Genomic DNA, 12392 nt, shown 5'->3' on the forward strand with positions numbered 1-12392 from the left:
ACCGATACTATCTAATAGTGGATAGTGCGGGTATCCAATGTCAAGGGGTGCGGGCATACGAAAACCCGGACCGCGCAGTGCGCGGCCCGGGTGAATAGGTCAGGAGTGGTTTACGGAGCCGGAAATGTCGGTGTCACCGGGACGACCGAGGCGAGTGCGCGCTCGTGGGCGTCGGTGGACCATTCGGGTTCGGTCGTGATGTTCATGTCCCCGACGATCGTGCCGAAGATGTCGATGTCCGTGCTGTACAGGATCACCGCGTTGCGCTGCGAATCCGTGAAGTTCGTGCCGGTGATGTTCGCGTCGCTCAGGTCGGCGTACGACAGATTCGCGGCGGCGAAGTTGGTGCCGGTCAGGTTCGCCCGTGTCATGTTCGCGCCCGACAGGTCGGCGAAGCTCAGGTTCAGGCCCGCTAGATTCGCGGACCTCAGATCGGCGCCGGGGCAGATCGTGCGATCGCCGGGGTTCGGATTCGCCACGATCTTGCAGCCGTTGATCTCGGTGAGGACGTCCGCCGTGGCCGTCCCGGCGCCCGCGCTGAGTGCGGCGCCCCCGGCCAGCGCGACCGCGCCCAGTGTCAGAGCCCTGAAATGTGTCCTGCTCATGCCGGACCGCCCCCTCGCGTAGAACCTCAACCGTCATCGCCGAACTTAGTGCCGGGCGCCCTGCGCCGCACGGGGAATGGCGACACCTGCACGTCGGCCGAGGCGTTGCCAGGCACCGACGCACCCCTTCTCGGTAGACGCACCCGTTCCAGGGCTCGAAAAGGGGTGCGTGGGCGCAGAAGGGGTGCGTGTGTCGGGCGGCGCGCCGGGGATCGACTACTCGCAGGCGATGCCGTCGTTGTCGCGGTCGAGGTGCGACGCGTAACCGTCCTGGCCGCGGTAGATCGGCGTCACACCCGCATTGCGGGCCTCGGTGCAGTTCTTGTACCCCGCGCGGGGTGCGGGAGCCTGCGGTGCCGGAGCCGCCTGCGGTGCGGGGGCTACCTGCGGTGCCGGCGCGACCTGCGGTGCGGGTGCCGGTGCTGCCGGAGCCGCGGGCGCGGGCGGCAGGAGGGGGTTCACGGCGTCGGCCGAACCGCTCGGAATCAGCGACGCAATCTCCGGGGGAAGGAAGTCGAAGATCGTCGCCGCCTGTGCGGAGGGCGCGACTGCCATCGAAATGGCGGCACAACCGAGGACGCTGAGAACTAACCGTCGAGCCTTCATATTTACCTCGTTCAGGGGTGGGGTGGGGCTTCGGCAGGACCACCGGCACATGCACCTCGCGACAGTGCTTTCGTGAATTCGATCCCGTCTGCCGATGATGGTAGCTGCGGCCGAAAGATTCTGTGACACAGGCGTCTCCGCTGTCGATCACGCGAATGACAGCGGGAGTCGCGCGACCCGCGGGATCTGAAACGCTGTCAGCGCTGCGGGAGAACGGTCATCCCGAGCTGCCGCGGACGTTCGTCGGCACCGTGCTCGCGGCCGCGCAGTAGTTTTCCCGCGGGAGCAGAGGCGCGGAGGCCGTCCGCCACGGGGCGAGCAGGGTGTCGAAGTGTGCGCTGGTGAAGTCGTGCCGCCCCACTAGATCGGACACCGCGTGCGCGGCTGCCGCGTCGCGCACCGCGGTCGCGATGTCCGCGCACAGTTGCTCGTCCTCGCGCATTGTCGCCTCGTCCATGAAGTGCCGTTCCCACGCGGCGTCCTGGGCGCGGTACCAGGATTTGATCCGGCCCGCGTCCCAGGCCGCCTCACGTGCGCACGCCCAGGCACCGAGCCGTCGGCGGCTGTCGACGACGCTCCTCGTCCGCGTCAGTGCACCGAAGTGCCCGTGCAGGAGGGCTGCCGCTTCCACGGCGTGTCGCATGACGTCCTGCCAATTCGGGCCGAAGCTCTGCTCGCATTCGTGTTCCGTCACGGCGAACGTGTCGAGGGTGGACAGCGCGTCGTCCACGACGTCGACGTGGAGAAGGTACGAGCCGGGCAGCTCACGTCGGCTCAGCAGCTGGAACGCGACGAACGCGTCGCCGCGGACCGGGGCGCAGTGCACGAGGACGTCGAGCACCGACAGCCGGGTCTCCGGCGCGTAGTCGCCGGGCTTCGGAACCGGGTGCCGCCGGATGAACTGGGCGGCGTGGGCAGGGAGCAGGCGAAGTTCGTCGGTGATCATGTCAGCACTCGACATAGTTGACCGGGACGTTGACGGCCAGACCACCGGTGGACGTTTCCTTGTACTTCGACAGCATGTCTGCGCCGGTCGAGCGCATCGTCTCGATCACCTGGTCGAGGCTGACCCGGTGGGTGCCGTCGCCGCGCAGGGCCATGCGAGCGGCGTTGATGGCCTTGCCCGCCGAGATCGCGTTGCGTTCGATGCACGGAATCTGCACCAGCCCTTCGATGGGATCGCACGTGAGACCGAGGCTGTGTTCCATCGCAATCTCCGCGGCATTCTCCACCTGTTCGATTGTGCCGCCGAGAATCTCCGCAAGCCCGGCAGCGGCCATGGACGCCGCGGAACCCACCTCGCCCTGGCAGCCGACCTCGGCTCCGGAGATCGACGCGCGTTCCTTGTACAGCGATCCGACGGCGCCGGCGGCGAGGAGGAAGCGGATCGCGGTGTCGTCGGGATCCGACTTCCCGGCCGGGGTGTAGTGAACGGCGTAGTGCAGCACCGCGGGGATGATGCCCGCGGCCCCGTTGGTCGGCGCGGTGACGATGCGGCCGCCGGATGCGTTCTCCTCGTTGACGGCCAGGGCGACGAGGTTGACCCAGTCCTCGGCGAATGCGGGATCACGGTGCGGATCTTCCTGATCCAGGCGGAGATACCAGTCCCGTGCCCGCCGGCGCACGCGCAGGGCGCCGGGAAGGATCCCGTCGCGCGCGATCCCGCGCTTCTCGCATTCCACCATGACGTCGCGGATATGGAGGAGCCGTTCGTAGATCTCCACGGTCGACCGCGTTTCGCGTTCGAACTGGAGCATCACGTCACTGATGGTGTAGCAGTGGCGGGCCGCGACGTCGAGGAGTTCCTTGGCGGACCCGAACGACAGACCGCCGGTGGCGGGGCGCGGCGGCTGTGCGCTCTCCGCTTCGGTGACGACGAAGCCGCCGCCGATGGAAAAGTAGGTTTCGCTGTGGATTTCGACGCCGGCGGCGGTGGACGCGGTGATCCTCATCCCGTTCGGGTGCAACGGCAGGATGGTCAGCGGATGGAGGACGATCTCGTCCTCGGCGAGTGCGACGTCGTGGGATCCGCCGACCCTGATGCGCCGGGTGCTGCGCATCTCCTCGAGACGTCGTTCCATTTCCTCGGTCTCGATCTTCTCGGGAAAGTACCCCTCGAGCCCGAGCAGCACCGCGGACATCGTCCCGTGGCCCGCTCCCGTGGCTGCGAGCGACCCGTACAGGTCGACGCGGATGTCCGCCGTTGCGTGCAGGGCGTCGAGGGCGCGGAGGTCGGAGACGAACCGTGCGGCGGCGCGCATCGGTCCGACGGTGTGTGAACTCGAGGGGCCGACGCCGACGGAGAACAGGTCGAACACGCTGATGGTCATGGGATTACACCGCCTCACTGAGTTCGTTCGCGTATTGCGCGGGGGTGAGAAGTCCGTAGGCGGACGACGTCGGCGAGGGGAGGACGGCGAACAGCCAGCCACGGTGGAAGGGGTCGTCGGCGACGAGTTGCGGGTTCTCGGCGGCGTCGGTGTTCGTCATCGTGACGAGTCCGCTGATCGGCGCGTACACCGTGACGACGGTCCGGGCGGACGTCCACACGAGGGCGCAGGGGGCGCCTGCCTCGATCGTGCTGCGCACTGCCGGAAGTTCCAGTCCGACCACCTCGACCTCGTCGAGTGCGGTGTCCGTGACCCCGGCCCGGAGTGGGTAGTCGGCGAAGCTCTGTCCCGGTGCGAGGGCCAACCAGCTATGCGTTGCCGTGAACCGTCGATCCGAGGGAATCTTTCCAGCTCTCATGCCTTTTCCTTTGACAGTCGGGCGTTGTGGTCGCGGAGTCGCGCTGTGATCCAACAGGTCTGACATTGATATATCAGTATGTTTCATAACAGTAGGTCAGGCGTGAGGGTGGGTCAAGAGGTGGTCCGGAAAACGTCCGGAAACGAAGCGGCTACGGCCGGAGAGTCGCGGGCAGCACGCCTTTGAGTGAGCTCGTCACGGCGAGCGCCTCGGCGGCCAGGAGATCGCGCGGCGTGAGTATGCGTTCGCGCATCAGCCCGCGGTCGAGCTGCCACGACCGCTCGACACCCGGCAGGCACCCCGACGCCAATGGCGGCGTCCACCAGACGCCGTCGATCCGGGCGGCGAGATTCGCGATCGTGGTCTCGGTGACGTGCCCGAGTTCGTTGACCAGCACGACGTCGTCGGCCCCGGGATGGCGGTGTCGTCTGCGGTCGTATCGCTCGCGCAACGTCGTCTTGTGTCCGAGGAGAACGTCCCGGGAGTCGACGGGCTCGTCGTCGAGCACGAGAGACACCGACGCGGGTGCGACCGGCGGCCCGAAGACGTCGACGTCCACCCCGCCGTCGCGGTGCAGGCGCACGCGGAGCCGGGCCGGACCGACGCCCGACAGCCGCTGCACGAGGTGGCGCCGGACGTCACGTTCCCCGAACTCGTACCCGAGCACGGCCGCCGAACGGGCCAGACGTCGCAGGTGACGGTCCACGTGCCGCAAGCCGGTCCGCGGATCGTGATACATCGTCTCCATCAGCTGGGCACCAGCTTCGACAAGCTGCGCTTCAGCAGGACCGATCGTCGCGAGACCGGCGGCGGACACGGAGGTGTTCACTGTGCGGAGACTCGATTCGACGCGTGACTGAAGCTGGCGGGACCACGATATACGAGCGCGCGGAGCACGGATACCGCGTCCACAGTGGCGGCCACGTCGTGCACCCGTAGGACGGCTGCCCCGTTCTGTGCGGCGATCAGGGCAGCGGCCACCGAGGCGGCCTGACGGTGCTCGACGCCGCGACCGGTGATCGTGCCCAGCATGCCCTTCCGGGACAGTCCGGCCATCACGGGAACACCGAGGTCGGTGATCTGCCGTAGCTCGGCCAACAGCGCGAGGTTGTGGGCGAGGGTCTTGCCGAAGCCGAAACCCGGGTCCACCATGATGTGCTCGAGCGGAATTCCCGCGCCCCGGCAGGCGCCGACACGGTCGACGAGGAACCGGCGCACCTCGGATACGACGTCGCCGTACTCCGGCGACGTCTGCATCGTTTCGGGCTCGCCCCGCATGTGCATCAGGCACACGGGTACGTCCAGACCGGCCGCGGTCCGCAGTGCCCCCGGAAGCCGGAGGGCACGAACGTCGTTGATCATCGACGCGCCGGCGGCGACCGCCTCGCGCATGACGTCCGGTCTCGAGGTGTCGACCGAGATCGGGACCGACGTCGACATCGCGAGGGCTGCGACTACCGGCACCACGCGCTCGATCTCCTCCGCGACGGACGGCGGGCGGGACCCGGGGCGGGTCGACTCGCCGCCGACGTCGAGGAGGTCGGCGCCCTCCGCGACGAGCGACAGCCCGTGTTCGACCGCCGCGGAGGTACCGAGGTATCGGCCGCCGTCGGAGAACGAATCCGGGGTCACGTTGACGATGCCGCAGATCAGGGGAACGTCGCGTGCGAGAGCGTCGAGCAGTCGGCCGGGGCCGGTGGCGGTCAGCGTCGGGAACGGAAACATTCGGGCGCATCTCCTTCCAGAAAGGGGAATCGGTCCGGTGGACGACGCCGTGCCGTCCACCGGACCGACGCTGTCGCTTACACCAGGTCGACGCCGAACTCCTCCGCGGCGTCGATCAACCACTCCGCGAGGTACCGGGCGAACGAGGCCCGCACGAGAATCCGGTAGTCGGCCCCCTCGTCGTCGAGCGCGATCAGGATCACGCCCGCGAGGCCGAGCATGGTCTGCGCTGCAGTGCCGCGGCCGTACACCCTCGGATGCAGATCCAGTGAGCACCCCTTCTCGAGGACGTCGCGGGCATGAGTGCCGCGCAGCCGCAGGGTGGTTCGCTGTCCGGAGACGTCGATCGCGGCGCCGCCGTGGGGTGTCACCGCCGCCCGCAGGTCAGACTCGAGAGCGGGTGCCGACTGTGATCGCGTGGTGATCAGCCACTCCTCGGGACCGAGCCAGACGGCGGTGGTGGCGTCGGTTCCGGCGGACGTCGACGCCGCGGTGGGGAGGTCGAACCCGAGGACCGTTGCGGCGGCCGTGGCTCCCGGTCCGGCCGGGTCGACCCACAGGTCGRCCATCGCGACAAAAGGTTCCTCGGCGATGCTCACCGACTCGGGGAGTTCGGAGAATTTCTGGTCCCAGCCGTGCAGGGGGCTGAGGGGGRCGAGGGTGTCAGCCATCGCGACGTGCTCCTTCGGGATCGACGAGGACGGAACTGGTGACCTCGACGGCGACCAGGTTTCCGTCCACCGGGACGTGCAGGGTGTCGCCGAGCCGGGCCCGGCCGCCCTTGACGAGGGCGAGCCCGAACGGGCGGCCGAGTTCGGCGCTGAGATAGCTCGACGTGACGTGCCCGAGCATCGGCACCGGCGGGGGCGGCAGGATGCCGCCTTGCGCCTCTTCGATGATCTGCGCGCCCTCGGGCAGCACGGTCTGCTTGTCGAGGGGCAGCAGTCCGACGAACTGTTTGCGCAGCGGGTTCTGGTTCTCCGCCCGGGTGAAGGAGCGCTTCCCGATGAAGTCGCGCTTCTTCTTCGACACGGCCCAGCTCATCCCGAGGTCCTGCGGGGTGACCGTCCCGTCGGTGTCCTGACCGATGATCGGGTACCCCTTTTCGGCGCGCAGGACGTGCATGGTCTCGGTGCCGTACGGGGTGATGTCGAACTTCTCGCCCGCGGCGATCAGGCGCGCCCAGACCGCGGGTGCGTGCCAGCCGTCGACGTTGACCTCGAACGCGAGTTCACCGGAGAAGCTGATCCGCGCGACCCGTACGTGGACGCCGCCGAGGGAGGTGTCGCGCCACGCCATGAACGGGAACGCGTCGTTGGTGACGTCGAGGTCGGGGAAGACCTCACCGATCACGTCGCGGGAGCGCGGTCCGACGACGGGGAACGTGGCCCACTGTTCGGTGACCGAGGTGAGCCGCACCTTCAGGTGGGGCCACTCCGTCTGCAGCCATTCCTCCATCCAGTCGAGGATCTTCGCGGCGCCGCCGGTGGTCGTGAAGACCTGGAACCGGTCGTCGTCCAGGCGCATCACGGTGCCGTCGTCGATGACCATGCCGTCGACCCCGCACATGACGCCGTAGCGGACCATGCCGACCTTCAGGGTGCTCATCATGTTCGTGTAGACCATGTCGAGCAGCACCCCGGCGTCGGGGCCCTGGACGTCGATCTTGCCGAGGGTGGAGCCGTCGAGGATGCCGATGCTGCGGCGCACGGCGGCGCATTCGCGCAGCACCGCGGCGTCCATGTCCTCCCCGGGGAGGGGGTAGAAGCGGGGACGCTTCCACTGGCCGACGTCCTCGAACACCGCGCCGCGGCCGACGTGCCAATCGTGCAGTGCCGTCACCCGTTCGGGATCGAAGAGGGCGCCGCGGCTGCGGCCGGCGAGGGCGGCGAATGCGACCGGGGTGTACGGCGGCCGGAACGTGGTGGTGCCCAGCGTCTCGATCGGCCTGCCGAGCAGTTCGGCCGTGATACCGGAGGAGATCACCCCGGACGTCTTGCCCTGGTCGTGTGCGGTGCCGATGGTCGTGTAGCGCTTGATGTGCTCCATCGACGTCATGCCTGCGCCGACCGCGCGGGCCAGGTCGGCGACCGTGGCGTCGCGCTGCACGTCGACGAACTGGGTGTCCTCACCGGCGACGTCCCGCACCCGCCAGAGCACCAGCGGGGTGGACTGTTCGATCGCCGGCGCAGGTTCCGGGTCGATCGTGCGATCGGGAACGGTGAAGCCGAGGTCGCGCATGATCGACTGGCCGGCGGTCTGGCCGTCGCGCAGGCAACCGTCCAGGTCGAACACACCGTGCGCGGACCCGGCGACGGAGACTCCGTCGAGGTCCTCGCCGGGAACGAAGGCGCCGAGGCTCTCGTCGTAGCGGAGCTTGCCGCGGGCCTGCGAGAACAGGTGCACGGCCGGGTTCCAGCCGCCGCTGACGAGCAGGACGTCGCAGGCGAGGGGAACTGCGGTACCGGTGTTTTCGCGCTGGGCGACGACGGCGTGACTGATCCGGCCGTTGCCGCGGGTGCCGGACACCACCGACCCGGTGCGGATGGTGATGCCGCGCGCGTCGCATTCACGCTGCCAGCGGGCGGGTGCCTCGTCGCGGGCCTCGACGATCGCGTTGATCCGGACCCCGGCGTCGTGTAGGTCGATCGCGGCCTCGTACGCGCTGTCGTTGGTGGTGAACACGACGGCCTGCTCACCGACCTTGACACCGTAGCGGTGCAGGAAGGTGCGGGCACCGTGCGCGAGCATGATGCCCGGGCGGTCGTTGTCGGTGAAGACGACGGGACGCTCGTGCGCGCCGGCGGCGACGAGGATGTGCCGGGCGCGGATACGCCAGACGCGCTGGCGGCTCAGCGCCGCGGGGGCCTCGACACCGAGATGGTCGGTGCGCCGCTGCAGCGCGAGGACGAAGCCGTCGTCGTAGTTGCCGAACGCGGTGGTGCGCTGCAGGTGCAGCACATCCGGGTAGGTGGCGAGTTCGGCGACCGCGGCCGCGGCCCAGTCGAGGGCGGGTGCGCCGTCGATGAGGTCCGTGGACCCGAGGAGGTCGCCGCCGGCTTCGCTCTGCTCGTCGACGAGCACCACCCGGGCGCCCGCCCGGGCCGCCGTGAGCGCGGCGGCGAGACCGGCAGGTCCGGCGCCGGCGACGAGGAGGTCGGTGTGGACGTGCTTGGCGTCGTACTTCGCCGAATCGGCGATCTCGGCGAGCCGGCCCTGACCGGGGATGCCGCGGGCGACGAGGCCGTCGAACAACTCGATGGTGGTGGCGAGCAGCATCGGCTCGGGGAACGGCTCCTCGATCTGCACGAGACCGCCGGTATCCTCCGCCCACGCCGCGGTGATGCCGCGGGGCCGGCCGAGCTTGATGCTGGTGGTGATCTGGTGGACGCCGTTCGCGAGCAGGGCCGAACCGAGCGTGTCACCGGGGTGACCGGTCAGTTCCCGGCCGTCGAACGTGAAGGTGTAGGTGGTGTCGCGGTCGAGGCGACCGCCCTGGCGGGTGCGGAAGGGTGCGTTCACGATATCGTCGGCTTCTGCTCGTCCAAGCGGTAGACGCTGTGGAATCGGTAGGTGGCGGTGTCGCGTACGGCGTTGAACCAGCGCCGGCAGCCGGCGCTGTGGTTCCACCGTTCCGCGAAAAGACCTTTCGGGTTCGCGCGGAAGAACACGAAGTGCGCCCACTGCTCGTCGGTCAGGGATTCGGGATCTTCCGGATACAGGACGTGGGCTTCGCCGCCGTAGTGGAACTCGGTTTCCTCACGGGACCCGCACCACGGGCATTCGATGAGTTGCATTGTGGCTCCTGAATTTCAGTGCGCGACGGGGGATCAGTGAGCGACGGCCGCGGCGCCGTGCTCGTCGACGAGAGCGCCGGTGACGAACCGGTCGAGGCTGAACGGCGCGATGAACTCGTGCGGTTCGTCGTTCGCGATGGTGTCCGCCAGACACCAACCCAACCCCGGGGTGGCCTTGAATCCGCCGGTGCCCCAACCGCAGTTGAGATACACGTTGTCGTACGGAGTGCGTCCCACGATGGGGGAGGCGTCGGGGCACACGTCGACGATGCCGCCCCAGGTGCGCAGCAGATGCGCGCGGGCGAACACCGGGAACAACTCCACCGCGGCCGCCATCTGACGTTCGATGATGTGGAACGCGCCGCGCTGGCCGTACCCGTTGTAGGAATCGACACCGGCGCCCATCACCAGTTCGCCCTTGTGCGCCTGCGAGACGTACACGTGGATGGCGTTGGACATCACGATGGTCGGGTGCACGGGTTCGAGCAGTTCGGAGACCAGCGCCTGCAGCGGGTGGCTCTGCACGGGGGTCCGGATGCCGAGCATGTCGGTGAGCGTCGAGGTGTGCCCGGCCGCGCACAGCGCGACCTGACCGGTCGCGATGTCGCCGCGGGTGGTGCGCACCCCGGTCACCTTGTTGCCGTCCGTGACGAAACCGGTGACCTCACAGTTCTGGATGATGTCGATGCCCGCCTCGTCGGCTCGGCGCGCGAATCCCCAGGCCACGTAGTCGTGTTTGGCGATGCCGGCCCGCGGCTGATACGTCGCGCCGAGGACGGGGTACCGGATGTCGCTCGAGATGTTCACCAGCGGGCACAGCTTCTTGACCTCGTCGGGTCCGACCCACTCGGCGTCGATTCCGTTGAGCTTGTTCGCCTCCACCCGGCGGACGCTGTCGCGGACGTCCTGCAGGCTGTGCGCGAGATTGAGGACGCCGCGCTGGCTGAACAGGATCGGGTAGTCGAGGTCGTCCTCGAGGCCCTCCCACAGCTTGAGGGCGTGCTCGTAGATCTTGGCGCTCTCGTCCCACAGGTAGTTCGACCGGATCAGCGTGGTGTTGCGGGCCATGTTGCCGCCCGCGAGCCAGCCCTTCTCCAGGACCGCGACGTTGGTGATGCCGTGATTCTTGGCGAGGTAGTGCGCGGTGGCGAGGCCGTGTCCGCCGCCGCCGACGATGACGACGTCGTACGACTTCTTCGGTTCCGGGTTACGCCACAGGAAGTCGGGGTGGTCGGGCAGGTGGGCGCCGGGCGGCTGGGTGGCACTCATCAGTTCGCCTCCGTGAGGTCGGGGTAGAGCGGGAAGCGCAGCGCGAGGGCATCGACGCGGCCGCGGAGTTCGTCGAGTCCGGCCTCGTCGGTGGCCGGTCGCAGCGCGTAGCTGATGATGTCGGCGACCTCGGTGAACGCATCCAGGTCGAAACCGCGGGTGGCGAGCGCGGGGGTGCCGATCCGCACCCCGGAGCTGACCATCGGCGGACGCGGGTCGAACGGGACGGCGTTGCGGTTCACCGTGATTCCCACCCGGTGCAACCGGTCTTCGGCCTGCTTGCCGTCGAGTTCGGACTCGCGCAGATCCACCAGCACCAGATGCACGTCGGTGCCGCCGGACACGACGTTGATGCCCGCCTGCCGGGAGTCGTCCTCGAGGAGGCGGTCGGCGAGGATCTTCGCGCCGGCGAGCGTGCGTTCCTGGCGCTCCCGGAACTCGGGCTCGGCGGCGAGCTTGAACGAGACGGCCTTGCCGGCGATCACGTGCTCGAGCGGGCCGCCCTGCTGTCCGGGGAACACCGAGGAGTTGAACTTCTTCGCCAGTGCCTCGTCGTTGGTGAGGATGACGCCGCCGCGGGGACCGCCGAGGGTCTTGTGCGTCGTCGACGTGACCACGTGGGCGTGCGGGACGGGGGAAGGGTGCAGTCCGGCGGCGACGAGTCCGGCGAAGTGCGCCATGTCGACCATGAGGTACGCGCCGACCTCGTCGGCGATGCGACGGAACGCGGCGAAGTCGAGTTGGCGTGTGTAGGCGGACCAGCCGGCCAGGATCAGCTTCGGGCGATGCTCACGCGCGAGACGCTCGACCTCGTCCATGTCGACGAGATGGTCGTCCTCGCGGACGTGGTACGCGGCGACGTCGTAGAGCTTGCCGGAGAAGTTCAGCTTCATCCCGTGCGTGAGGTGACCGCCGTGCGCGAGGTCCAGGCCGAGGATGCCGTCGCCGGGCTTCAGCAGTGCCGACATCGCGGCGGCGTTGGCCTGCGCTCCCGAATGCGGTTGCACGTTGGCGAATGTCGCACCGAACAGTGCGGTGAGGCGGTCGATGGCGAGCTGCTCGATGACGTCGACGTGCTCGCAACCGCCGTAGTAGCGGCGTCCGGGGTAACCCTCGGCGTACTTGTTCGTCAGTACCGACCCTTGCGCCTGCATCACCGCGAGCGGGGCGAAGTTCTCGCTGGCAATCATTTCCAGGGTGCCCTGCTGTCGCTCGAGCTCGGCCGCGATCGCTTGGTGCACGGCGGGGTCGAGATCGGCGAGCGAATGCGTCAGCGTCGGGTTCGCTGCTGCCACCTCGGTGAGGTGTGCGGTGTCCACGGTCATGGTTCGCCTTTCTGGAAGGTCAGTTGACTTCAAACTGATATATCAACTGGAAAGTAGAGTAAGGTCAGTGACGGACAAAGGTCAATAGCTCCGGAAAATCAGGGAGACGGAACATGAGCCTGGCGCATTCATCGGTCGCGGACACGGCATCGAACGGCGGCACCAACGCCGACCGCGCGTACGAGATCGTCCGCGAACGCCTGGTCATGCTGGACATCCGGCCCGGCGAGCCGATCAACGACGACCGTCTCGCCGAAGAACTCGGATTCGGCCGGACACCGGTGCGGGAAGCGCTCAAACGCCTCGAGCGGGAACGT

Annotated in this window: 13 protein-coding genes; 1 reads left to right on the top strand and 12 read right to left on the bottom strand. The window is 68.4% G+C overall.

The window, feature by feature from the left end; all coding sequences use genetic code 11:
- Positions 1-110 precede the first annotated feature (110 nt).
- The 12 genes from AC1D1G_RS22280 to glyA form a co-directional block, all read right to left on the bottom strand.
- Entirely contained in the window at positions 111-605 is a 495-nt protein-coding gene (locus AC1D1G_RS22280; protein WP_477953700.1) for a pentapeptide repeat-containing protein, read from the bottom strand.
- Positions 606-821: 216 nt separating this feature from the next.
- On the bottom strand, positions 822-1211 hold the full coding sequence (locus AC1D1G_RS22285; RefSeq protein ID WP_283331152.1) for an excalibur calcium-binding domain-containing protein: 390 nt from the start codon (positions 1209-1211) through the stop codon (positions 822-824).
- Positions 1212-1428: 217 nt separating this feature from the next.
- Positions 1429-2157, bottom strand: coding sequence for a hypothetical protein (locus AC1D1G_RS22290; protein WP_477953702.1), 729 nt, complete (start codon positions 2155-2157; stop codon positions 1429-1431).
- A gap of 1 nt (position 2158) precedes the next feature.
- Entirely contained in the window at positions 2159-3541 is a 1383-nt protein-coding gene (locus AC1D1G_RS22295; RefSeq protein ID WP_477953703.1) for an L-serine ammonia-lyase, read from the bottom strand.
- Between the two features lie 4 nt (positions 3542-3545).
- Complete coding sequence (locus AC1D1G_RS22300) at positions 3546-3959, bottom strand: glycine cleavage system protein H (RefSeq protein WP_280782110.1); 414 nt, start codon at positions 3957-3959, stop codon at positions 3546-3548.
- A gap of 151 nt (positions 3960-4110) precedes the next feature.
- Positions 4111-4788: an aminotransferase class IV gene (locus tag AC1D1G_RS22305; protein ID WP_477953704.1), complete on the bottom strand. Its 678-nt coding sequence runs from the start codon at positions 4786-4788 to the stop codon at positions 4111-4113.
- Positions 4785-5684 carry a dihydropteroate synthase gene (gene folP, locus AC1D1G_RS22310; RefSeq protein WP_477953705.1) on the bottom strand — a complete coding sequence of 300 codons (900 nt, stop codon included), beginning with the start codon at positions 5682-5684 and terminating at the stop codon, positions 4785-4787. The genes AC1D1G_RS22305 and folP overlap by 4 nt, the downstream gene beginning before the upstream one ends.
- Positions 5685-5761: 77 nt before the next feature.
- Positions 5762-6355 carry a sarcosine oxidase subunit gamma gene (locus AC1D1G_RS22315; protein WP_477953706.1) on the bottom strand — a complete coding sequence of 198 codons (594 nt, stop codon included), beginning with the start codon at positions 6353-6355 and terminating at the stop codon, positions 5762-5764.
- Entirely contained in the window at positions 6348-9206 is a 2859-nt protein-coding gene (locus AC1D1G_RS22320) for a 2Fe-2S iron-sulfur cluster-binding protein (RefSeq protein ID WP_477953708.1), read from the bottom strand. The genes AC1D1G_RS22315 and AC1D1G_RS22320 overlap by 8 nt, the downstream gene beginning before the upstream one ends.
- Positions 9203-9481, bottom strand: coding sequence for a sarcosine oxidase subunit delta (locus AC1D1G_RS22325; RefSeq protein ID WP_005253973.1), 279 nt, complete (start codon positions 9479-9481; stop codon positions 9203-9205). Before AC1D1G_RS22325 ends, AC1D1G_RS22320 begins: the two co-directional genes overlap by 4 nt.
- Positions 9482-9514: 33 nt before the next feature.
- Complete coding sequence (locus tag AC1D1G_RS22330) at positions 9515-10750, bottom strand: sarcosine oxidase subunit beta family protein (protein ID WP_007300401.1); 1236 nt, start codon at positions 10748-10750, stop codon at positions 9515-9517.
- On the bottom strand, positions 10750-12075 hold the full coding sequence (gene glyA / locus AC1D1G_RS22335) for a serine hydroxymethyltransferase (RefSeq protein WP_283331160.1): 1326 nt from the start codon (positions 12073-12075) through the stop codon (positions 10750-10752). Before glyA ends, AC1D1G_RS22330 begins: the two co-directional genes overlap by 1 nt.
- 113 nt (positions 12076-12188) lie before the next feature.
- Here glyA and AC1D1G_RS22340 point away from each other — a divergent pair.
- Positions 12189-12392, top strand: a 204-nt coding sequence (locus AC1D1G_RS22340) for a GntR family transcriptional regulator (RefSeq protein WP_477953709.1), incomplete at its 3' end; no start/stop codon positions are given.

The organism is Rhodococcus sp. P3_B8 (assembly GCF_056402775.1).